We start from the raw sequence: 23,072 nt of genomic DNA on the forward strand, positions 1-23,072 counted from the left end.
CCGATGTCCACCTATCCCGTGATCACCCTCCGGCCGGCCGACGGCGTGGCCGTGGCCCGCGGCGCCATCGAGCCGGGCACCCCGGTCGCCGACGGCGTGACGGCTGCGGAGCGGATCCCGGCCGGCCACAAGGTTGCGGTCAGGGAGCACCGCAGCGGCGAGCCGGTGACCAAGTACGGCCAGATCATCGGCTTCGCGAAGGAGGACATCGCGGCCGGCCGGCACGTCCACGTCCACAATCTCGGGATGGGCGAATTCGCCCGGGACTACGCGTTCGGCGTCGACGCCAAGCCGACGCGGCTCGTCACGCCGGCGGCGACCTTTCAGGGCATCCGCCGCCCCGACGGGCGCGTGGCTACCCGCAACTACGTCGGCATCCTCACCTCGGTGAATTGCAGCGCGCACGTGGCCGACCTGATCGCCGACGCGTTCCGCCGCCACCCGATCCTCGGCCTCGACCCGCTCGCCCCCTATCCCAACGTCGACGGCGTCGTGGCGCTGACCCACAAGACCGGCTGCGGCATGGCGATGGGCGAGCCGCTGCGTCTCCTGCGGCGGACGCTCGCGGGCTACGCGCGGCACGTCAACTTCTCGCACATCGTGATGATCGGGCTCGGCTGCGAGGTGAACCAGATCGGCGCGTTCCTGGAGGAGCAGGGGCTCGGCGACCGGATCCGCAGCATGAACATCCAGAGCCTCGGGGGCACGCGGAAGACCGTCGAGGCCGGCATCGACTTCGTGAAGGGGATCCTGGCCGAGGCGAACGTGGTCCGCCGCGAGCCGGTGCCGGCGAGCGAACTGATCGTCGCCCTGCAATGCGGCGGCTCGGACGGGTATTCCGGCGTCTCGGCGAATCCGGCTCTGGGGATCGCCAGCGACCTCGTGGTGCAGAACGGCGGCACGGTGATCCTGTCGGAGACCACCGAGACCTACGGGGCCGAGCACCTGTTCACCCGCCGTGCCGTCAGCCCGGAGGTGGGCCAGAAGCTCGTCGACCTGATGCACTGGTGGGAGGACTACACCCGCAAGGAGGGATCGGAGATCGACGCGAACCCGTCGCCGGGCAACAAGGCCGGCGGCCTGACCACGATCCTGGAGAAGTCGCTGGGCGCCATGGCGAAGGCCGGCAGCACCAACCTCGTCGACGTGCTGCGCTACGCCGATCCCGTCACCGCCAGGGGCTTCGTGTTCATGGACACGCCCGGCTACGATCCGGTCTCGGCCACCGGGCAGGTGGCGGGCGGGGCGAATCTCGTCTGCTTCACCACCGGGCGCGGCAGCGTATTCGGCTGCAAGCCGTCGCCGTCGATCAAGATCGCCACGAACTCGGCCATGTACCGGCGGCTCGAGGAGGACATGGACGTCAATTGCGGCACGATCCTCGACGGCGAAGAGAGCGTGGAGCAGGCCGGGCGCCGGATCTTCGACCTGATCCTCCGGGTCGCGAGCGGGGAGCGGACGAAGAGCGAGCAGTTCGATTTCGGCTCCTCGGAATTCGCCCCCTGGCAGATCGGCGCGACCGTGTGAGCCCTGGGCCGCTCGCATCGGATCGAGCGCTGCGCCAGTCCTAAGCGCCGGTTAGAGATCCGTCCGCGTCACATGCGGAAAGCCCAGGATGAAGTCGGCGCCGAAGGCGGTGACGGGCGTGTGGAAGCCCGGCGCGACCTGTCCCGCGGCGACGCGCCGGGCGATCTCCAGGGCGGTCCAGACCGTCAGCGTGTAGCCCTCGGCGGTCTCCATCCGGCTCGCCGCGCGGCGGCCGGCGCCGTCCCAGGCTTCCGCCAGGAAGGTGCTGCGGGCTTTTTCCCGCGCGGCGGCGGACGGGCCGGCGGGCAGCCGGTCGATGCCGCGGTTGATCAGGCGCTGCGCGGTTTCGCCTGCGATGATCCGCCGGATTCCGGCGGGCAGACCGGCCGCCGCCGCCATGGCGGGGAAGGCCTCGAAGTAGACGTCGATGTTCGGCACCCCGGTCGAGTACCACGCGCTGGACACGTCGCCCCAGCCGAGCCCCACGGTCCGGCGCGGGCCGGCGCCGAAATCGGCGGTGCCGCGGGGCGGGCTCGGCAACTCGACGATGCGTCCGTCCCGGCGCACCCGCGTCCCCCAGGCGATGCCCTCCACCATGGTGCGGGCGGTGCCGCGGCTGAAGCCGCCGAACCCGCCGATGGAGATGCGCAGATGCGTCGCGCCGGGCAGGCGCCCGGCCACGTGGGCGGCGAGGCAATCGCTCGGCACCACATCGAAGCCGGCGGCCGGCAGGAGGACAAGGCCGGCCGCCTTCGCCGCCGCATCCTGCGCGGCGAGCGCCTCCAGCACCGCGATCTCGCCGGTGATGTCGACGTAATGCGCGCCCGCGGCGAGGCAGGCCTCCACCATCGGCCGCGCCGTCTTCGAGAACGGGCCGGCCGCGTGGATCACCGCCGCCACACCTGCGAGCGCGGCGCGCAGGCCGTCGGCATCGTCGAGGCGTGCGACCCGCATCTCCAGACCGAGCCGGGAAGCAAGCGGCCGCAGCGTGTGCGCGTCGCGCCCCGCCAGGATCGGATGCAGGCCCTGCCCGACGGCCTGCGCGGCCAGGAGCTGGCCGGTATAGCCGGTGGCGCCGTAGATCAGGATCGCGGTCATGCGGGGCTTCTGCCACCGCTTCCGCAGGTGTCAAAGCGCGCGCCGAACGGCGTTCGCCGATGGTAGGGACGGACACATCGAATCGCGACACGGCGGGCGGCCCCGGATGTCGGACCCGCCGCCATCGGGAGAAGCGGCACCATGTTCAAGCGAACCGTCCGGCCGAGCGCACGGCGAACCCGCGGCAGGGCTGCGGGTTGGACCGCGGTCCTCCTGGCTTTGACCACACCCGCCTGGGCCGCCGACGGACCCGTGGTCCTGAAGGCGCCGGCCGACCTGATTCCCGGCCTCGCGGCCATGCCGCAGATCGCTGCGCCGGCCGACGACGCCGAGCGGCGGATCAACGCGGCGGTGAAGCGCCTCGACAGGAAGGCCCTCGCGGCGGCGCGGGACTGCAAGGCGCAGGATGGGAAGAACGGCTCCTGGGAGCGGACCGTCGAGACCCCGATGCGCGGCCCGCGTTTCCTGAGCTTCGTGATCTCCGACAGCATGTATTGCGGAGGCGCGCATCCGAACTCCAGCACGATGTCGATCGTCTACGACCTCACGACCGGCGCCCCCGTGGATTGGACCACCCTGCTGCCCGCATCCCTGACCGGCACGCTCGCCCTCGCCGAGGGCGCGGGTGGCACCAAGATGGTGACGCTCGCCTCCAAGACGCTGCACGAACTCTACCTCGCGGGCTATCGGCCGAGGACGGGCGATCCGAAGTCCGTCGATGCGGACAAGGAATGCCGCGAGGCGGTCACCGAGACCTATGACGGCCAGCCCCCGGCCATGATGGCGTGGCTCGACGCCAAGGCCGGAGGCCTCGCGGTGCAGTTCGACCTGGCGCACGTCGTCCAGGCCTGCGCCGATCCGGTGGTGATCCCCACCGCCACCCTGCGCCGCAAGGGCGCCCAGCCCCTCCTCACCGAGGCGATCGAGGCCGCCCACGCCCAAGCCATGAAGTAACGGGATCGCGCGACGGACCGTTTCGCGTCCCGCGGCCTCAGGTCGGGCCGGGCGGTGCGGCCGGCCGGTCCGCGAGCGCCGCCAGGACCCGCCGGCCATAGGCGGTGGTCGCGAGGCTGGCTCGGAGTTCGCGAGACAGGGCGTCCGGGCCGAGGCGGCAATCGAGATCGGGCCGCGCTGCGAACCCGTCGAGTTCCTCGCGGATGAGCACGGCGAAGTCGGCGGGATCCAGCAACCCCTCGGCGGCATCGAGGACACCGTGTTCCTCGAGGAAGCCTCCGCCCAGGCTGATCACGCCGTCCCTGTACCGGATCAGCGCAAAATAGACGCCGAACCCGATCATGGCCCGGTCCCGCCAGCCCGTCGCGGCGATGTAGGTCTGCATCATTACCGTGGTGGAGTAGTCCTCGTGCTCCCCGTCGCGCTGGGCGAGATAGTCACGAAACACGTCGTGGGCCGCCGGATCGAGATGGAGCAGCGCCTGCATCGCCGGCGCCAGCGCTCCCTGGTTGTCATCGGGCCCCCAGATCTGCCGGTACAGGTTCTTGGCGGCCACGAGTGCGGGCTGGACTTCGAGATAGGTTGTCAGGAGCTCACGCAGCCCGGGCGCCACCGCAATGCGCTCGCGCGCGATCCGCGCGAAGAAGGCCGGCTCCGTCATCGCCTTCCCGCCGACCCTGAAGGTCAGCGCCAGGGCGTCGCTCCGCAGAAGAGCGGCCAGATCCGTCCGGATCTGACCTGTGAGCCAGCCCAACGATTCCGCGATGGCCGCAGCCGAGAAATCCGCCACGGTGACCACCGGTAGCGAGCGCGCCAGGAAGCGCCCGACCGCCGACGCGCTCGGCCCCGCCGACGCCAGAGGGCGATACCCGTCCTCGTCCTGCGCGATCAGCCGCGCGGGTCCCGAATCGGCGCACCAGGGTCGCGGAATGAAGACTGCGTCGCTGTAGAAGCGGATCTCGACCCTCTCGGCATCGGCCACGTCGCCGAATGTGGAAACGGCTTTGGCGCCCGCATAGCGGCCGAACGCGAAAACGGGCGAGCGGGCGCCGTCCAGGCCGATGCGCTGGAACTCCGTGTTCCGATCCCAGAAGAACCCGTACTTGACCCAGAGCGCCCGCTCGTCCGGTTCCCAGGCCACCTCCGTCATGACGCGGTGCTGCTCGGGGCCCGGGCGCGCGACGAGGGTCGCGACGTGGGCGACGGGTTCGGTCGTCCAGAGTTCGACGGCCTGTGCGCGGTGTCGGGGCTCGTCCCCCACCGCATCCGCTGCCGCTTCGGATTCCCTGGGCGAAGGATCGAGGCGCGGCGTGACTGCGTAGCGGCCGCTCGGGCTGAACCAATACGGTTTCACCGCGTCCGGAAGCGGATCGTAGCGCACCGACCCGTCGGTTCGCTCCAGGCGGCAAAGCCCGTAGGACGCCCCGCCCGGCCCACATCGGAGGCCGATGAAGGCCAGCCTTCCCTCCGGATCCTCGAACAGATCGCCGTGAATCGTCAGGATGGCCGGTCCACCCGGTCGCGGCGGATAAGCCTCCTCGGCGGAAAGACGTCCGATCGGACCGTCGGACGGCCAGGTGATCCCCCGCCCATCCAGCAGGATTTCGAGATCCGCCGCCCGCAGGACGACGAGGCGGTGGAGGTATTGGATCTCGTCACTCGGAACATGGCTCACATAGGCTGCGATCAGCTCGGCATCGCGCGTGACGAACAGCCTACGGGCACAGGAATCCCCGCGCGGCAGGCGCCGCCGCACAACATCTTGGCGCGCGCGCCACGCGATCAGGCAGAGTTCCCCGTCTTCGGACAGGCAGACCAGCCTCTCATCGCCGACAAGGGCGGCGGCGCGGATCGAAGCCCGCGGAAAGGGCATGACCATCTGCCACGCACCCTTGTCTTCGATGGCTGCGACCGTGTTGTAGCGTCGTTCGGTGCCGGTGATCTCCAAACGCGGCATGCGGCGTCCTCATCGAGACGTGGGCTCTGACCCGAGCAGTCCGCAACCGAGGGCGGACAATCCGGATGTGCAAAACAATTGAATGCCTGAATATATTTCAATATAGTCCCATGTAATTCGCGGCTAGCAGATCGATATACGGCCAAGACATACGACAAGATCTTATGTGGGCGGAAGCCTATGGATTGACCTAGTTCATCGCCGGGGCATCCCTGCATACGGGATCCGATCTCGCGCAGGCGCAGGCTTCGCTCCTGAAAGGTGAGGCCGCGTGACCGTGACCGCCCGGGACGGTCTGGTCGGGCCAAGCCTTTCCGTCGGCACCCCGGCTTCGACGCGGCGCCCGGATTGTGTAGCCTGAGGTCGTAACGGCGCGGCATCGTGCCGTGTCGGAGGGACGGATCATGTCCGGGACCGGCGTCGTCGAAGCTGCGGCCGTCGGGGCGAGCGCTGCCTCCCGCCGGCTCGCCGCCGGCCTGCCGGACCGGTCGCCCCTGAGGCAGGCCGTGACCGCGGCCTGTCGGCGGCCCGAGAGCGAGTGTGTGGCGGCGCTCCTCGATCAGGCCCGCCTGTCGCCCGAGGCCGCCCGGCGCGTCGCCGAACATGCGGGACGCCTGGTCGAAACCCTGCGTCGGCAGGGGCGCCGCGGCGGCGTCGAGGGGCTGATCCAAGAATATGCGCTGTCGAGCCAGGAGGGCGTGGCGCTGATGTGCCTCGCCGAGGCGCTGCTGCGAATCCCCGACACGGCGACGCGGGACGCGCTGATCCGCGACAAGATCGCGGGCGGCGACTGGGCGGCCCATCTCGGGCACAGCCCGTCGCCTTTCGTGAACGCGGCGACCTGGGGCCTGCTCGTCACCGGCAAGCTCGCCGCGACCCGGGACGAGGCCGGCCTGTCCGCCGCGCTCACCCGCCTGATCGCCCGCGGCGGTGAGCCGGTGATCCGCACCGGCGTCGATCTCTGCATGCGGATGATGGGCGAGCAATTCGTGGCCGGGCGGACGATCGCCGAGGCCCTGCGGCATGCCGGGCGGCGCGAGGCCAAGGGCTTCACCTACTCGTACGACATGCTCGGCGAGGCTGCCGTGACCGCCGAGGATGCGGAACGCTACCGGCGCGCCTACGCGGAGGCGATCCGGGCGATCGGGGCGGCCTCCGCCGGCCGCGGCGTGCTCCTCGGACCCGGCATCTCGATCAAGCTGTCGGCGCTCCATCCCCGCTACGTGCGGTCGCAGCGCGACCGTGTCCTGGCCGAACTCCATTCCCGTGTGCGGGACCTTGCCCGCCTCGCCAAGGGCTACGGGATGGGCCTGAACATCGACGCCGAGGAGGCCGATCGCCTCGACCTGTCTCTCGATATCCTGGAGCGGCTCGCCCTCGATCCGGACCTCGCCGGCTGGGACGGGCTCGGCTTCGTGGTCCAGGCTTACGGCAAGCGGTGTCCCTTCGTCATCGACGTGCTGATCGATCTCGCCCGCCGAAGCCGTCGGCGGCTGATGGTGCGTCTGGTCAAGGGCGCCTATTGGGACAGCGAGATCAAGCGGGCGCAGGTGGACGGTCTGGCGGATTTCCCGGTCTTCACCCGGAAGCTTCACACCGACGTCTCGTATCTCGCCTGCGCGTGTCGGCTCCTCGCGGCTCTGGACGCGGTCTTCCCGCAATTCGCCACCCACAACGCCCAGACCCTGGCGAGCATCGTCGAGATGGGAGGCCCGGATTTTCGGCCCGGCCAGTACGAGTTCCAGTGCCTGCACGGCATGGGCGAGCCGCTCTACGAGGCCGTGGTCGCCGGAGAGCGCCTGCGCCGCCCCTGCCGGATCTACGCGCCGGTGGGCACGCACGAGACCCTGCTCGCCTATCTCGTCCGGCGGCTTCTGGAGAACGGGGCGAATACCTCCTTCGTCAACCAAGTCGCCGACGCGGCCGTGCCGATCGCGGCGTTGATCGCCGACCCCGTCACCGCCGTGGAGGCCATGCCGTGTCCCGGGGCGCCGCATCCGCGGATCGCGGCTCCCCGGGACCTGTACGGTTCGCACCGCATGAACGCCGCCGGTCTCGACCTCGCCGACGAGGCCGCCCTCGCCGATCTCTCGGAGGGGTTGCTGGCGAGCGAGCGCACCGTCTGGCGGGCGGTGCCGTCGGGCGAGGACGACGCGGCGGCCGACGAGCCCGTGCGCAATCCCGCCGACCACCGGGACGTCGTCGGCTTCGCCCGGGCGGCGACGGCTGCGGCGGTCGCAGGCGCATTGGCCCGGGCGGAAGCGGCCGCCGCCGGCTGGGCGGCGACGCCGGCGGCCGCGCGCGCCGCCTGCCTGCGGCGGGCCGCCGACGCCTTCGAGGCGCAGATGCCGGCGCTGATCGGGCTCATCGTGCGGGAGGCGGGCAAGACCTACGCGAACGCCGTGGCGGAGATCCGCGAGGCGGTCGATTTCCTGCGCTACGACGCCGCCGAGGCCGAGCGAATCCTCGGCGACGCGCACGCGCCGCTCGGCCCGGTCGCCTGCATCGCGCCGTGGAATTTCCCCCTGGCGATCTTCGTCGGGCAGGCCGCGGCCGCCCTCGCGGCGGGGAACACGGTCCTGGCCAAGCCCGCGGAGGAGACGCCCCTGATCGCCGCCGCGGCGATCCGCGTGCTCCACGCGGCCGGGATCCCGGCGGATGCCCTTCACCTGCTGCCGGGGGACGGCCGTGTCGGCGCCGCTCTGGTCGCGGATCCGCGCGTGCAGGGCGTGATGTTCACCGGCTCGACCGCGGTGGCCAAGGCCATCCAGCGCGCACTCGCGGGGCGGCTGAACCGCTTCGGCGAGCCGGTGCCCTTCGTCGCAGAGACCGGCGGCCAGAACGCCCTCGTGGTCGATTCCTCCGCGCTCGCCGAGCAGGTGGTGGCCGACGTGATCGCCTCGGCCTTCGATTCCGCGGGCCAGCGCTGCTCGGCGCTGCGGATCCTGTGCCTGCAGGAGGAGATCGCCGACCGGACGCTGCACATGCTCAAGGGCGCCCTGCGGGAGCTGCAGGTCGGCGACCCGCGGCGCCTCGCCGTCAATGTCGGACCGGTCATCACCGCCGACGCCGCCGCCCGCCTCGTCGATCATGTGGCGAGCCTGCGCGCGCGGGGGTTTCCCGTGGAGCAGTTGCCCCTGCCGCCCGAGGCCGGCGCCGGGACCTTCGTACCGCCGACGCTGATCGAGATCGGGGCGGTCGCCGATGTCGAGCAGGAGGTGTTCGGCCCGGTGCTGCATGTGCTGCGCTACCGTCGGGATACCCTCGACAGGCTCCTCGCGGCGATCGATGCCACCGGCTACGGGCTGACCTTCGGGCTGCACAGCCGCGTCGACGAGACCATCGACCACGTCCTCGGCCGCGTGCGGGCCGGCAACCGTTACGTGAACCGCAACATCATCGGCGCGGTGGTGGGCGTGCAGCCCTTCGGCGGCTCGGGCCTGTCGGGGACGGGCCCCAAGGCCGGGGGCCCGCTGGCCCTCGGCCGGCTGATGCGGAGACCGCCCGCCGCCGCCCGCGACGGGCTGCCCGCCGACGAGGCGGCGCTGCGCCCCTACGTGGCGTGGCTGCGGTCGCGCCATCGCCACGACCTCGCGGAGAGGCTGGAGACCGTCCGCTATCCCGGATCCGCCCCGATCGCGCTGGCCGGACCGGTGGGTGAGCGCAATCTGTACGCCCTGCGTCCGCGCGGGCGCGTCGCCGCCATCGCGGCGACGGAGACGGCGCTCCTGCTCCAGCTCGGGGCGATCCTCGGCACCGGCAACGCGGCGGTCATCGTCGCCGCCGGCGGCAGCGATGCGGCCCTGGACGGTCTGCCGGCGGTGTGCGCGGCCCGGATCGCCTGGGCTCCGGATCTCGACCGCGCGGGCGACGTCCAGGGCGTCCTGTTCGCGGGCGATGCGACGGCCCTGCGGGATCTCAACGCCGCCATCGCGGCCCGCGACGGAGCCATCCTGCCGCTCCAGGCCCGCGAGCCGGAGGCGCTGGCGGCCGGCGATCTCTACGATCCCGCGGGCTTGGTCGAAGAAATCTCCACAGCGATCAACACCGCAGCGGCCGGCGGCAATGCCAGCCTGATGAGCGTCGGGTGACCCGACGGCTGCGCGCTCAGGCCGACCGGCGCAGGTTCCAGAACAGCGGCAGCCCGGTCAGCATGCCTTCGAGGTCGCGCCGGTAAGCGGTCGGCTGGAAATACTGACCGCAGGGGAGATAGGCGCCAACCTCCAGGGCGCGCGCCTGAATCCGCGCCGCGAGGGCCTTTTGGGCGGCGAGGTCCGGCGCGGCGAACCACGCGCTGCGCATCTCCTCCAGGGGGGCGTCCGTGAGCCAGCTCGGGACGCCCGCGCGGCCGTTCCCGCGGGCGGCCAGATGGTAGGCCGGTGAGAGATGGTCCAGCCCGCCGGAGAAGATCCCGAACATCGACCAGCCGCCCTGATCCAGGGGCTTCGCGTTCAGGATCCGCTGGTTCACGGTCCCCCAATCGGTGGCGACGACGTCGAGGTTCATCCCGAGCTTGCGGCAGGCATCGGCCATCACCTCGCAGATCGCGTTGATCCGCGGCACGTCGGTCCCGGAGAGCAGCACCACCCGCTCGCCCTTGTAGCCCGCCTCGGCGAGCGCCCGCTTCGCGGCGGCGAGGTCGCGAGGGCCGGTGAGCACCGCCATGCCGGCCGACGACGCCATTGGACCACCCGCGGTGAAGATCCCGACGGGCCCGCGGCGGATCGCCGGGTCGCTGCCGGCGACCGCGTCCATCATCTCGGTCTGGTCGACGGCCGAGAGCAGCGCGCGGCTGATCGCGGGATTGTCGAAGGGCGGCAGGGTGTGGTTGAGGCGTATCTGTCCGATCAGCCCCGCGGTCTCCACCAGATCCACCCGCACGGCCGGCTGGCGCATCAGGTCGGGCACGAGATCGACGAGGGGCTGCTCCCACCAGTCGATCTCGCCCGAGCGCAGGGCGCCGGCCGCGGTCGCGCCGTCGGGGATCGTGCGCCACTCGATGCGGTCGAAATGCGCGATGCGCGGTCCGGCGGTGAAGCTCGCCGTCCCGTCCGGACGGGGTCGATACTCCTCGAACCGGCGGTAGACGTTGAGCGAGCCCGGAACCCGCTCGGCGGCGACGAACCGATACGGGCCGCTGCCGACGATCTCCGGCACCGCCTGCGTCGCCGGCGTCGCGCTCAGGCGCTCCGGCATGATCACCGGGACATAGGAGGTCGGCTTGGCGAGGGCGTCCGGCAGGAGCGGGAAGGGCCGTTTCAGGCGGAACTGCACCATGGTGTCGGAGGGCGCCGAGAGGTCGTCCACCGTGTCGAACAGCGCCCCACCGTAGGCGTCCCGCTGCGACCAGCGTTTGAGGCTCGCCACAACGTCGCGGCCGAGGACCGGCGTGCCGTCATGGAAGCGCAGGCCGTCCCGCAGGGTCAGGCGCCAGGTGAGGCCGTCGGCCGTGACCTCGTGGCCCGCGACCATCTGCGGCTGGGCCCGGTAGGCGGCATCCAGGCTGTAGAGTGTATCGAACACCATCAGCGCATGGGTGCGCGTGACGTAGTTCGTGGTGATGATCGGGTCGAGAAGCGCCAGATCCGCGTAGGGCACGAAGCGCAGCGTCGTCGCGGAGGCCGCCCGCACCTGGGCCGGACGGGCGAGCGTCCCGGCCACCAGCGCTCCGGCGCCTGTCAGCAGGGTGCGTCGCTTCATGGATCGATCCCGGCCTCGGCGGCGACCGATCTGGCCGCAAGCCGGACTCGCGTGCAAGTGGTGCGCCACCTGGTGCGCCACCGCTGCGGGCCGTTCCGGATCGCGAGACCCCGCCCGGGCCGGGGGCCGGACGGGTCGAACGTGACCGCGCTGCGCGGGCCGTCAGGCGGCGCGCGACCAGCGGATGTCGCCGAGGCTCTCGCGGAAGGCGAAGCGGGCGAGGTGGTCGGCCACGACGTTCTCCAGCCGGGTGAGGTTCACCGGGTCGGAGCTGTCGATGCGCATCACCAGGGCGTCGGGCTCGGCGTCGAAGGTGCAGACGCGGTCCTCGCCGAACGGCACGGTGCCGTGCACGGGCGTCGCCTCGACCTTGAACTTGTGGCTCCAGTGCCGGCAGAGCTGCTGCAGGTAGCGGCTCGCCTCGTTGGTCTGCACGCGGGCCTGAGAGGTGGGCATTCCGTCGGTCTCCAAAGAGATATGAAAACAGCCTGTCGGTGACGGTTCGTCGCTCGATCTCGCATCTGCGAGATAGGAAGGCCTCTGAGCAATTGCCATGCCTGGCGCCGAAGGACCCGTCTTTGTCGTCTACGGTGAAGGTCTGTCCGAAGCGTTAGCAGCGGCTTAACGCAGCGGGCCACCCCGGCGGATGACGGCGCGGCGTTGCTGTCCTGCACCCGGCTCCGCGCCGAATTATGGCGCGATGCACAAAATTGCTCAGCGCGCCGTCGAAGCGTCGCGGTCGTCCCGGATGAGGACCTTGCCGGGGTTGAGCAGATCCTCGGGGTCGAGGGCGGCCTTCAGGCGCCGCATGAGGTCGAGCCCGACCGGATCGCCGTAGCGGGCGAGCTCCTCGCGCTTGATCAAGCCGACCCCGTGCTCGGCGGCGATGGAACCGCCGAGGTCGTGCACGATGTCGTGAACGATCCGGTTGAACCGGCCCCATTCGGCCAGGAATTCCGCCGCCGCCATGCCGGGCGGCTGGGACAGGTTGAAATGGATGTTACCGTCGCCGAAATGGCCGAATCCGCAGGGTCGCAGGCCGGGCATCTCCGCCGTGCAGGCCGCGCCTGCCTGCTCCAAGAACGCGGGGAGCCGCGACAGCGGTACCGACACGTCGTGCTTGATCGACGCGCCTTCGCGGGTCTGCGCCTCGGGAACGCCCTCCCGCAGACGCCAGAGCGCGGCGTTCTGGGCGCCGCTGGTGCCGATCGTGGCGTCCGCGATCACCCCGTCCGCCAGGGCCTGCCCGAGGGCGGATTCCAGCTCGGCCTGCGTGTCGGCATCCGGGCGCGCGGACGCGACCTCGATCAGCGCGTAGGCGCCGTGCGCGCCATGCAGCGGCTGCACCGTCCCCGGGACGTGGCGCAGCACGATCTCCAGGGCGAAGGGCGGGAGGTATTCGAAGGCCGTCAGGTCGCGGTCCATCCGCGCCCGCAGGAATACGAACAGGTCGAGGGCGGCCCTGGCCGAATCGAGCCCGACAAAGGCGACGCTCGTGGAGCGCGGCCGCGGGAACAGCTTCAGCACGGCCGCGGTGACGATGCCCAGCGTGCCTTCGGAGCCGATGAAGAGCTGCTTCAGGTCGTAGCCGGCATTGTCCTTGCGCAGGGACTTGAGCCCGTTCCAGACGCGTCCGTCCGAGAGCACGACCTCGAGCCCCAGGACGAGGTCGCGGGCGTTGCCGTAGGCGAGGACCGCGATCCCGCCGGCATTGGTGCTGACGCCGCCGCCGATCCGGGCCGAGCCCCGGGACGCATAGGAGAGCGGAAACAGCATGCCGGCCGCCTCGGCCGCGTCCTGCACGTCCTGCAGGATCATCCCGGCCTCCACCGTGATGGTGGCATCCACCGAATCGACCGCCCGCAGCCGGGTCATGCGCTCCAGGGACAGCACCACGCCTCCTTGCGGCACCCCGGCGCCCGTCAGGCCGGTATTGCCGCCGAGCGGCACGACCGCGATGCCGGCCTGCGTGCAGGCGCGGACCGCGAAGGCGACCTCCTCGGTGCTCCCGGGCCGCAGCACGGCGAGGGCCGATCCGGTGAACAGGCGCCGGCTCTCGGTCAGGTAGGGCGCCAGGGCGTCCGGATCGGTCAGCACGTGCCGCGCGCCGAGCCCGTCCCGCAGGGCGGTCAGCAGGGTGTCGAGGGCGGCTGTCGGGGTCATCGCAAAGATTCTGTAGGCCAGAGGCGGGGGTACGCAAGCTCCGGTATGGCGCGCGCCGGTGCGGACCTTACAACGATGATGTAGGGCCCGGGCGTCGTCGCGCCGGGCCGTCCGGATGATCCACCGCAGAGGCAGAGATGCTCTCCGTCATCCAGAACCCGCAACGCATCGCGCTCCCCATCGTGGGCAGCAGCGACCTGTTTCCCGTGCGCCGCGTCTACTGCGTCGGCCGCAACTACGCCGCCCATGCCCGCGAGATGGGGGCGGACCCCGACCGGGAGCCGCCGTTCTTCTTCATGAAGCCCGCGGACGCCCTGCAGATCGTCGGTTCCGAGCCGACGCCTCACGCCTACCCCCCGAAGACCGGCAACTACCATTTCGAGGTCGAGATGGTGGCGGCCCTCGCCAGCGGCGGCAGCGACATCCCGGCGGAGACCGCCCTCGACCACGTCTACGGCTACGCGGTCGGCCTCGACATGACCCGGCGCGACGTCCAGGACGAGGCCAAGAAGATGTCGCGGCCCTGGGACACCGCCAAGGCGGCCGACGGGTCCGGCCCGATCGGCGCGCTGCATCCGGTCTCCGTTTTCGGCCATCCGGCGCGGGGCGCGATCACGCTGTCGGTGGACGGCGAGATTCGTCAGAAGGGCGACCTGGCCGACATGATCTGGTCCGTCGCCGAGCAGATCGCCTACCTGTCGGGTTACTTCGCCCTGCAACCGGGCGACCTGATCTTCACCGGCACGCCCGCCGGCGTCGGCCCGGTCCAGCGCGGTCAGCGCATGGTCGCGGCGATCGCCGGGCTCGGCGAGATCACCCTCGACGTCGTCTGAGCCGCGCACCCGCATGCTCCTCGACCGGCCGCTCCTGCGGCGCCTGTTCCACCTCGGGGCTCTCGCGTCCCGGGGCATGACCCTCGGCGTGCGCGGCGTCGCCCTGGACGGGGCGGGACGTGTGGCCCTCGTGCGCCACACCTATGTCAGCGGCTGGCACCTGCCCGGCGGCGGTGTGGAGCGCGGCGAGGCCGTGCGCGACGCGATGGTGCGGGAATTCCGCGAGGAGGCCGAGATCGTGCCCCAGGGGGAGCCGCGCCTGCATGCCCTCTACCGGAATGTGGTGGCCGCCCCCCGCGATCACGTCGCATTGTTCGTCCTGCCGGCCTTCACGGTGCTGCGTCCCAAGGCGCCGGACCGGGAGGTCGCCGAATGCGCCTTCTTCGCGCTGGACGCATTGCCCGAGGGCACCACCCGGGGGACCCGCGCCCGGCTCCGCGAGATCCACGAAGGCCTCCCGCCGGACCCGAATTGGTAAATCGTCACGGTTCGCGAAAAGGGCGCTTGCGTCGTCCGCCGGAATGGTGTTTAGAGAGCCGCGCCGGGGGCCGCCGGCACGAAAGTCCAGGCGGCGCGGCGCTAGTGAGCGGGTGTAGCTCAGGGGTAGAGCACAACCTTGCCAAGGTTGGGGTCGAGGGTTCGAATCCCTTCGCCCGCTCCAGTTTTCCCAACCATACGATCGACTTACAAGGCCGCAGCTCTGCGGCCTTTGTCGTTTCTGGGTCCTGCAGAAGCATCCTCGACCGCCGGGCCATGGGGCTCCGGAGGAGGCCGAGCAATACGGTGACCGTCGGGACCACCGTACCGCTTGGCCTCGACGTTTCTCGGATCAGGCAGTCTGCTTCCGCAGGGCCGACAGGGCGTGCCACGTCGGCGCCAGCACGAAGCTCGTGAGCGGAATCAGCAGGCCGCCGACCACCAGCCCGATCAGGCCCGACGCGAGGGCGGTGACCAGCCATTCGACGAAGCCCTTGGCGAACGGCAGGCGCGCGGACGCTGCCGTCGCCGCGTCGTGGGCGGCGTGCGCGGGCCATGCCAGGCCGTAGGTCTCCAGGCCGTGCATCAGGATCCCGCCGCCGACCCAGATCATGGCCGCCGTACCGACGACGGCCAGAAGTCCGAGCAGGATCGGCATGCCTTTGACGACGCCGCGGCCGAGCCCGCGGACGAGGCTTCCGAGCGGCGGCCCGGCCGTGCTGCGGGCCAGAGCCAAGCCCGCGTCGTCAGCCTTCACGATCACGGCGACCACGCCGTAGACGCCCACGGTGATGCCCAGAGCAACGATGGCCAGAACGGCCGCCCGCATCCAGAAGCTGCCGTCCGGCAAGGCCGCGAGGGTGATGGCCATGATCTCGGCCGAGAGGATGAAGTCGGTCTTGATGGCGCTCGCCACGCGGCGCTCTTCTCCGGCCGCAGCGCCACCGGCGCCGTCCGCGTGGTCCGCCGCGTCGCCGTGGGCGCGATGGGGAAAGAGGCCCTCGTAGACCTTCTCGGTGCCTTCGTAGCAGAGATACGCACCGCCCAGCATCAGGAGCGGCGTGATCGCCCAGGGCGCGAAAGCGCTCAGCGCCAGGGCGCCCGGGAGCAGGAACAGGAGCTTGTTGCGGAGCGATCCGACGGCGATCTTGCCGACGATGGGCAGCTCGCGCTCCGCCGCGAAGCCGACGACGTAGCGGGGCGTCACCGCCGCATCGTCGATGACGACACCGGCCGCTTTGGTTCCGGCTTTCGCGGCCTGGCCTGCCACGTCGTCGAGGGACGCCGCCGCACTCCTGACCATGAAGGCGACATCGTCCAGCAGGGCAATCAATCCGACGCTCACACGTCTCCCCTCATCCGTATTCGGTCCGCCAGACAGACGAACCGCGCCGCGATTTGATCCGTCGCGCTCAAAGAATCGCGGCTCCTAGCGCAGGGCCAGGGCATCGAGCCATCCGTGCGCGGCCGCGTAACGGATGATCTCCGCACGCGTGCGCAGGCCGAGCTTTTCGGCGGCCCGCGCCTTGTAGGTCTCCACGGACTTGACGCTGAGATCGAAGCGGCGCGCGATCTCCTTGTTGCTGAAGCCCTGGGCGATCAGGCGAAGGACGTCCGTCTCGCGCGGGCTCAGCGCGTCTGCGGCAGGCTCGGCCACCGAGATCCGGGAGTCAGCCGCAGGATGCGCCAGGGCATGGCTCGCCACCGAAGGGTCGAGATAGACGCCGCCTGCGGCGACGGCGCGGACCGCGCGGAGCAGATCCTCCGCGGCCGAGCGCTTGAGCAGGTATCCCCGGGCGCCGGCCTTGAGCAGCGGCTGGACGTAGGCCGCATCCTCATGGACCGTCAGAACCAGTACGCGCGTCCGCGGACACGCATCCGCCACGCGCTCGGTGAGCTCGAGCCCGTTGAGACCGGGCATCGAAACATCGACCACCGCGACGTCGGGATCGGCCGCATGGATCATCGGCAGCGCCTCGCTGCCGTTCGTCGCCTCGCCCACCAGCTCGATCTCGGGGTCGGCGTTCAGGAGCGTCCGGATCCCGGCGAGGACGATGGGGTGGTCGTCGGCCAGGGCGACGCGGATGCGATCCATCGGGCGCTTCTCCTCAGGGTTCGGGATGGTGCGGTACGGGAATGGTCACGAATAGGGTTGTGCCGACATCCGGGGACGATTCCAGCGTGAGTGTCCCGCCGAGAAGGGACAGGCGCTCGCGGATCCCGGACAGTCCCAGCCGCAGCTTGGCCTGTCCATCGCTGCCGGAACGGTCGCGAAGGTCCTCGGCGTTGAAGCCGACGCCGTCATCCTCGATGACGACCCGCATCTCGGTGGTGCGCTTCTCCACGGAGACGCTGACGCTCGCGGCGCGGGCATGCTTGAGCACGTTGGTGAGGGCCTCCTGCACGATCCGGTAGACGGCCGTCTCGATGGCGGCCGGCAGACGGGTCGCCTCGTTCAGGCATTCCAGATCGGCGCGGATCCCGTGCCGCTGGCTCCAGTCGCGCAGCAGGGTCGCGAGCGCCTCGCGCAGGCCGAGATCGTCGAGGGCGGTCGGCCTCAGGTCGACGGCAGCCCGATGGATGTCGCGTCCGATCTCCCCGGCAAGCGCTTGCAGCCACTCCATCTGCCTTCCGGCTTCGGCTGTGGCACCGCGGGCCAGGAGCCGCTCCATGCTCTTGAGGCCCAGCGACAGGCCGGTCACCGTCTGGCCGACCTGATCGTGGAGTTCCCGCGCGATCCGGCGCTGCTCGTTCTCCTGCGCCTCGCCGAGGCGGCGGAGCAGCGCGGACCGTTCGGCCTCGGCGCGCTTGCGCGGCTCGATATCCGAGACCACGCCGTAGATCAGCCCATCCGGGGTGTCCTCGTGAAGCTGTGGCACGCGACCGGCCACGCGGACCCAGCGCGGTTCCCGATCGAGCCGGTTCACGCGGAACTCGACGTCGAGCGGCGTACCCTCCGCGAGGCTCCGGCGCAGGGCTTCGCTCAGGCGCCCGCGATCCTCCGGCTCGACCGCCTGCAGGACGGTATCGGCGTCCACGGCGCTGTCGCGCCCTTCCGCGGCCGCCCGCCACCCCAGAAGCTCGGCCGCGCGCGCAGAACCCGTCACCCGGCGCGCGACGGTGTCCCAGCGCAACGTGCCGAGTTCCGCGGCCTCGGCGGCGACCGCGCCCTGCTCCTCGCTGGACCGGAGGGCGAGGGAGAACCGGGCCTGCTCGCCCGCACGGCGCTGCGCCATGTCGCGGCCCACCAATCCGACCAGCGCCAAGGCGAGGCCAATGCTGACGAAGCTGCCGCCGCCCAGCACGACATACGACCGTGACACCGGGGCATTGAGTGTGGCGACCGGCATCCCGAAATGCACCGACCAGCCGCCGGTGTGCTTCAGCGTCCGGTAGACCACCTCGACATTCGCGCCCTCCAGCGTCGGGCCGGTGTAGAATCCGTTGGGCGCGTGCCGGATCGCCGCCTGCAAGGCGGGATTCGCAGGGTGGCCGAGTTCCTCGACCTCGGCCCGGGTCCGGGCGATGGTGTTCCCGTCCGCATCCACGATGGTACCGACCCAGCCCTCGGGGGCACCGGCATCCCGCAGGATCGAGCTCACCGCGTTGGTGGCAAGCCGGACCGACAGCACGTAGCGCAGGATCCCGTCGCGGATGACCGGGACGCGAAGGGCGACGAGGCGCTTGCCGGAGATCAGGCCGGCCGGACCGATGCCGCCGATCACCGGCTGACGCGTCTGCACCACGGCGTCGAAGCTCTGCCGGTCCGAAGTCGGTCCCAGTTCCTCTTCGAGGGAGCGGAGCAGGTTGACGATCTGAGCGCCGTCCGGACCGGCGAGTTCCACCGTCTCCCACAGCGGATGCGCCTGCCTCAGCCGCTCGGCCTCGGCGTAGAAGGCCGCGAGATCCGGTCGGTCGAGGGTGGCGGAGGCGGCCTCCGCTTCGAGAACCGCGATCTGGGCTGCAATGTCCGAGGCGACCCGCTCGGCCACACGGGTCGCGCTGGCGACCGCAGCGTTCCGGGCGAGGTCGCGCTGCTGCTGCGCCATGAGCGTGGCGACCCAGCCGCTCAGCAACAGGACCGGTATGGCCGCCGCGAGGGCGAGGGCGATGAAGGTCCGGCGGCTGCCGCGGCTCAGCGGGGGCTGAGACCCGTGGATGGCGGCGTCGCGGGGTCGGATGTTCATGGGCCCGGGCGCGGGCACGCAGCGCGCCAAGGCGAATCAGACCTCCATCGCTCAGGCGGCTCGGCCTTCCTGTCTCGCCGTCCCGAGCGCATCGCCACCTGCCTCCCGAGTCCCCGTCCCGGCCCGTGTGCCACGCGCTCTGTCGCGGAAAAGTCGCCCCGCGATCAAGCCGGCGGGAGTGCGTCCGAAGCGAGGGTGGTGTCGCACAGCGCCGATCCGGGCAGCATCCGGGCCGGATGCGGCATCCGCGTCGCAACGGCCCAGGAGGAGCCGTCATAGCCTTCGAACCACGCGCGGCGCTCGCGCGACTCGCCGGGATACGGACAGGCATCGCGGGGCCGACCGACGGAACGCGCGCGGGCCCCCTGTTTGACGATGTCCATGAGCATGGGCGCTGATCTCTCCGGCTGCTCGGGATGATGTCCCGCACCGTGAGAAGCGCGCAGTTCGAACGGTCGAGCAAGCTGTTTCAGGTCGCGATGCTGCTCTCACCGACGCGTGTCGGGGTTATCCCGACACGCTGTGCAGACGATCATCCGTTGACCATTGCGCGAAAGCGGCACCCGAGCGGCAAATCATGCGGTCGTTGAGCGTCGACGCCTGTCGGGACGCCCGCGGTTCCTTGCTGGATCCTGCGCAGGGTTCACCCGGACAGCCTTCATCGCCGGCGGATCCGGGAGGCTGCCGCACGTCGGCTTCCCGGATTCCGAAGGGCTTCCTAGAAGCCGCAGCCGTAGCCGGCCGGCGCGTAACGGTAGCCGTAGGGACGGCTGTAGACCGGCCGATAGAGGTTCGGCCCGGCAGCCGCCGCCGCAAGGCCGAGGCCGGTGGCGAAACCCGGCCCGCGGTACCCACGGGGACCGCCGTAGCCGTAGGCGTGCGGCCGGTAGCCATAGGCGGAGGGGCGGAAGGTCACACCCCGATAACCGCGATACCGCCTGTGGTGTGGGCGGAACCGGTGGATGTGGTGCCGGTGGAGGCGGTGATGGTGCAATCCGTGGCGTCGCCCTCTCCAGGCGCCATGGCCCAGATGGTGGTGCCCGTGATGGAGGCCGGGGCCGTGACCGTAGGGCCGCGCTTCGCTCGACGGCGCAAACAGAACGAGGCTCGAAAGCGCCGTCAGGGTGATCGCAAGACGTTTCATGGGCTGAACTCCACGGAAGAGGAAGGACGACCGTGCGGCCACGGTCGGACGGGGAACCGAGCCTTCGCCGCCGTCGAACGCGGCGGCGTGCCCCGAAGGCGGCGGACGAAGATCGAAGTCTCCGGCCACTGTCCCGCCGTCCCATCTGTGGTCCGCTGGCCCGATCAGCAGTCGGAGAGATCGGCAGACGTGTCAGGGTCGGCCCGACATGCTTGCGCTGAAGGCCTGGCTTAGCTTGGCGGTAGGGAGCCCCGGTCGACGGGGCTGCGGGCGCCTCGCCGCATGGTCGCGCCAGGGGGAACGGCATGAAGCTGGCGGTGGGCCTGCCCGTGCGGCGCGCGCGGAACTGGTATCGGCGTTGCGGGCGCGTGGGATCCCCGCTGAAGACCACGCGGGAGCGGCACGGTCCGCAGGCCGGCCGGACGCGTACGCTAGAGGACTGGGCGCGATTCGGAGGCGGCCTGCTCGCGTCCGATCTCTCCGAGGTCCCGCACGCGCACAGTCCGGTCTGGACCGAGAGACGGTGGCACGGCCTGGACTGGCCTCAGGCCAACGGACCCTGGGCGTAGCCGGGCGTTTAGAATTGGGAGAAGCCTGCGGATGGCCGGAACCCAGGGAGAGCCGTCACCGAGGCGGATGCCCCGCGTGCTCGGCCGCCGGACGACCTCGTAACCCCATGTGCGGCGGCGCGGCCGGGCCGACGTCGGAGACCCGCGGCCTCCGCGAGGCCGGCGCCTCGACTAATCGCGCTGACGCCTTCATCCTCCACGAAGATCATGGCGCGCCCGATCGTGCGTTTTGTGACGCGTCTCTCCTCTCCGCCGCAACGCTCCGACCAGCATCAGCAAGCCCTGCACGGCGGCGAGCAGCAGGGTCAGGGCCATGAACGGCAGGAAGGCGATCAACACCCACCCCGTCATCATCAGCCCGTACAGCAGCTCGCCGATATCGTGACCGGCGACCGGGCAGGGATACGTGTTTGCCTCGTTGACTTGGCAGCCGGTGAGGCTGGTCAGCGCGGCACCGGCGGCGAAGGGCAGAGCCGGCAGCCACGCGACGACCGTCAGGATCAGGATCACGCGCAGACGCCGGCGGGACCGGCCCGGCCATTTGGTCTCGAGGGCGTTCATCGGACATCCTCCTTCGGGCGGGCGCGGATTGGTCGGAAATGCGCATCGTCCGGCCGGCGGGCGGGGGCGATCCGGTCGATGCCCGTCTGCACCGGTCGCGCCCCATGCGAGTTCCCGTGGCCGCGGCGGTGACGGGGCGTCGCGCCGGTCGTGACGGGCAGCGTCAGGATTTCGCCGACCGTCGTGGTCTGCCTCACGCTGTTCTTGCCGATCATCACGGCTGCGCCGTGGGCGGTCTCGGCCAAGGCCGCCGGATCGGGTGCTGCCCGGGCTGGTCGTATTCGGCTCTGGCCGATCAGGCCGAACGGAGTGATCGCGGTGCGGGCGGCGGACGTCCGGGCAGATCCCGGTTCGGCTCTCGGCAAGAACGTCCTCCTGCCCCGGGTCGCGGCCCGAGCTCATGATCCTCGACACGGGGTGCACCCGGTTCGGGCGCACGACAGGATTATCCGCCGCGGGATCAGGACACAATGTCACACCGTGGATGCACGGATCGCGCTGCCGTTCAGCCGGCGCTGGCTCGCCGCCCATCAAGGGCGCGTGGATTGAAGCGTTGCCCGGAAGGGCCGAGCATGTGAGCGGGATCGCTCAGATATCGTCCCGCGGAGGACCGGTATGCGGCAGGCTTTGCAACGTCCCCGCGGCGACGCTCAGGCGCGCGGTCACGGCGCAAGATCGGGTCTGGCTGTCCTGAGCGCGGGTTTCGCTGTGGCCGGGCTCCTCGGACCGGCCAAGTTCGCGAAGGCCGACGACGGCCCGAGCTATCTGGAGGACCGGCGTGGCGTGTTCCTGCCTTTCCTAAATGCACCGCAACCCGGCGACGCCATCGCGCAGTCGCCGCGGCTCGGGCTCTCCTTCGGCGGCGCGGTCCGGCCCGTGTTGGTGGATACCGGCTCGACCGGCATCGTGGTCTCGGCCAGCCGCATCCCCGACAACGCGACGCTGCCCAGCCAGCCTGGGCGCATCACCTATACGAGCTCCGGCCGCATCATGATCGGCCGCTGGATACGCGTCCCGGTAACCCTGTGGGGCCGCGACGGCGAGAGCGTGGCGACGCGGCCGATCCCGGTCCTCGCGGTCGACCGCATCGCCTGCACCGCGCAGGCCCGCCACTGCACCCCGGAAGAGGCGCCGGAGCACGTGGCCATGCTGGGCATCGGATTCGGCCGCGAGGACGACAGCCAGAGCCAGAGCACGCCCGACACCAATCCCCTGCTCAATGCAGAGCCGTCCGGCCCCGGTGCGATCCGGCGCGGCTACGTGCTCACCGCCCGAGGCGTCCATGTCGGCCTGACGCGCGCAAACACCCACGGCCGCTACCGCTTCGTCAAGCTCGATCCCCACCCGCGCGTGCCGGGCGACTGGCTGGGCTTGCCCGTGTGCATTTCCGTCGACGGTCAGGAGCCGGGCGCCTGCGGCCGGGCACTGCTCGACACCGGCGTCACTGCCATGTTCCTGACCCTGCCGCCCTCGGAGGTGGCCACCAGCCTTCAGACCGACGCGACCGGTCACAGTGCGCTCCTTCCCGGAACGCGGCTGCGTTTTCGCTTCGGCGCCGCCGCCGCTTACACGGTCACCGTCGGCGACCACGCCACGGGACTCGCACCGGAGCGCATCGTTCTGAACACCACGCGCCCGCAACCCTTCGTCAATACGGGGCTGCACGTCCTGAACGGTTTCGATGTCCTGTTCGACGCCGACCGCGGATATTACGGCTTCCGCGCCCGCGGCGCGGTCCCGGACGCCGACCAACCGTGAGCCGACACCACGACGCCCGGGAACAACGGCAGACTCGCCCCGATGCTTGCCGGGGCATGCAAGATCGCTTTGACGCGCCAGCGTCTTCAGGACTTGGCCGCGCAGAACAGATGGCCGGGCGGCGACCTCGCCTGCCCACCGTAG

The 23,072-nt window shown here is 70.9% G+C and carries 18 protein-coding genes and 1 tRNA gene; 7 read left to right on the forward strand and 12 right to left on the reverse strand.

The genetic code is table 11. The annotated features are described in order from the left end of the window. The first annotated feature begins 3 nt into the window (after positions 1–3). On the forward strand, positions 4–1,527 hold the full coding sequence (locus A3862_RS16960) for a UxaA family hydrolase (RefSeq protein WP_111473836.1): 1,524 nt from the start codon (positions 4–6) through the stop codon (positions 1,525–1,527). 51 nt (positions 1,528–1,578) lie between these two features. On the opposite strand, the gene A3862_RS16965 is transcribed toward A3862_RS16960, so the two are convergent. Beyond that, positions 1,579–2,625 (reverse strand): saccharopine dehydrogenase family protein, encoded by a 1,047-nt coding sequence (locus A3862_RS16965; RefSeq protein ID WP_111473837.1) that lies wholly within the window; start codon positions 2,623–2,625, stop codon positions 1,579–1,581. 141 nt (positions 2,626–2,766) lie between these two features. Here A3862_RS16965 and A3862_RS16970 point away from each other — a divergent pair, with 141 nt between their 5' ends. Continuing rightward, positions 2,767–3,579, forward strand: a complete 813-nt coding sequence (locus A3862_RS16970; protein WP_053611495.1) for a hypothetical protein — start codon at positions 2,767–2,769, stop codon at positions 3,577–3,579. Positions 3,580–3,616: 37 nt separating this feature from the next. On the opposite strand, the gene A3862_RS16975 is transcribed toward A3862_RS16970, so the two are convergent. Further along, positions 3,617–5,536: a hypothetical protein gene (locus A3862_RS16975; protein ID WP_236961353.1), complete on the reverse strand. Its 1,920-nt coding sequence runs from the start codon at positions 5,534–5,536 to the stop codon at positions 3,617–3,619. Between the two features lie 404 nt (positions 5,537–5,940). On the opposite strand from A3862_RS16975, the gene putA reads away from it, so the two are divergent. Then, positions 5,941–9,627, forward strand: coding sequence for a trifunctional transcriptional regulator/proline dehydrogenase/L-glutamate gamma-semialdehyde dehydrogenase (gene putA / locus A3862_RS16980; protein WP_111473838.1), 3,687 nt, complete (start codon positions 5,941–5,943; stop codon positions 9,625–9,627). Positions 9,628–9,643: 16 nt separating this feature from the next. Here the strand turns inward: putA and A3862_RS16985 are convergent, their stop codons facing one another. From A3862_RS16985 to A3862_RS16995, 3 genes are all read right to left on the reverse strand, one after another. Continuing rightward, complete coding sequence (locus tag A3862_RS16985) at positions 9,644–11,236, reverse strand: ABC transporter substrate-binding protein (RefSeq protein ID WP_043758290.1); 1,593 nt, start codon at positions 11,234–11,236, stop codon at positions 9,644–9,646. A 162-nt stretch (positions 11,237–11,398) separates the two neighbouring features. Further along, entirely contained in the window at positions 11,399–11,692 is a 294-nt protein-coding gene (locus A3862_RS16990) for a DUF2218 domain-containing protein (protein ID WP_043352813.1), read from the reverse strand. A gap of 258 nt (positions 11,693–11,950) precedes the next feature. Next, the gene (locus A3862_RS16995) at positions 11,951–13,399 is read right to left on the reverse strand and encodes an FAD-binding oxidoreductase (protein ID WP_043758287.1); all 1,449 of its coding nucleotides are present in this window, start codon (positions 13,397–13,399) and stop codon (positions 11,951–11,953) included. A 137-nt stretch (positions 13,400–13,536) separates the two neighbouring features. On the opposite strand from A3862_RS16995, the gene A3862_RS17000 reads away from it, so the two are divergent. The 3 genes from A3862_RS17000 to A3862_RS17010 all read left to right on the forward strand — a co-directional run bounded on the left by A3862_RS17000 (position 13,537) and on the right by A3862_RS17010 (position 14,893). Continuing rightward, the gene (locus tag A3862_RS17000; RefSeq protein ID WP_043758285.1) at positions 13,537–14,232 is read left to right on the forward strand and encodes a fumarylacetoacetate hydrolase family protein; all 696 of its coding nucleotides are present in this window, start codon (positions 13,537–13,539) and stop codon (positions 14,230–14,232) included. Between the two features lie 13 nt (positions 14,233–14,245). Then, positions 14,246–14,710, forward strand: coding sequence for an NUDIX domain-containing protein (locus tag A3862_RS17005; protein WP_043378448.1), 465 nt, complete (start codon positions 14,246–14,248; stop codon positions 14,708–14,710). Positions 14,711–14,818: 108 nt separating this feature from the next. After that, positions 14,819–14,893 (forward strand) — tRNA-Gly (locus tag A3862_RS17010). A 168-nt stretch (positions 14,894–15,061) separates the two neighbouring features. On the opposite strand, the gene A3862_RS17015 is transcribed toward A3862_RS17010, so the two are convergent. The 7 genes from A3862_RS17015 to A3862_RS17045 form a co-directional block, all read right to left on the reverse strand. Next, positions 15,062–16,054, reverse strand: coding sequence for a DUF808 domain-containing protein (locus A3862_RS17015; protein WP_043758247.1), 993 nt, complete (start codon positions 16,052–16,054; stop codon positions 15,062–15,064). 84 nt (positions 16,055–16,138) lie between these two features. Next, the gene (locus A3862_RS17020; RefSeq protein ID WP_043346486.1) at positions 16,139–16,804 is read right to left on the reverse strand and encodes a response regulator; all 666 of its coding nucleotides are present in this window, start codon (positions 16,802–16,804) and stop codon (positions 16,139–16,141) included. 13 nt (positions 16,805–16,817) lie between these two features. Then, on the reverse strand, positions 16,818–18,896 hold the full coding sequence (locus A3862_RS17025; RefSeq protein WP_111473839.1) for a sensor histidine kinase: 2,079 nt from the start codon (positions 18,894–18,896) through the stop codon (positions 16,818–16,820). Positions 18,897–19,060: 164 nt separating this feature from the next. After that, on the reverse strand, positions 19,061–19,285 hold the full coding sequence (locus tag A3862_RS17030) for a ribosome modulation factor (RefSeq protein ID WP_043346489.1): 225 nt from the start codon (positions 19,283–19,285) through the stop codon (positions 19,061–19,063). Positions 19,286–19,614: 329 nt separating this feature from the next. Further along, complete coding sequence (locus tag A3862_RS17035; RefSeq protein WP_043388100.1) at positions 19,615–20,040, reverse strand: hypothetical protein; 426 nt, start codon at positions 20,038–20,040, stop codon at positions 19,615–19,617. Between the two features lie 758 nt (positions 20,041–20,798). Then, positions 20,799–21,170: a hypothetical protein gene (locus A3862_RS17040; RefSeq protein WP_075380488.1), complete on the reverse strand. Its 372-nt coding sequence runs from the start codon at positions 21,168–21,170 to the stop codon at positions 20,799–20,801. After that, positions 21,167–21,415 (reverse strand): hypothetical protein, encoded by a 249-nt coding sequence (locus A3862_RS17045; RefSeq protein WP_075380487.1) that lies wholly within the window; start codon positions 21,413–21,415, stop codon positions 21,167–21,169. The genes A3862_RS17040 and A3862_RS17045 overlap by 4 nt, the downstream gene beginning before the upstream one ends. Positions 21,416–21,878: 463 nt before the next feature. On the opposite strand from A3862_RS17045, the gene A3862_RS31840 reads away from it, so the two are divergent. After that, positions 21,879–22,928 (forward strand): hypothetical protein, encoded by a 1,050-nt coding sequence (locus A3862_RS31840; RefSeq protein WP_205782295.1) that lies wholly within the window; start codon positions 21,879–21,881, stop codon positions 22,926–22,928. Positions 22,929–23,072 lie beyond the last annotated feature (144 nt).

Source organism: Methylobacterium sp. XJLW (assembly GCF_003254375.1).
In the GTDB taxonomy this organism is placed as follows: Bacteria; Pseudomonadota; Alphaproteobacteria; order Rhizobiales; family Beijerinckiaceae; genus Methylobacterium; species Methylobacterium fujisawaense.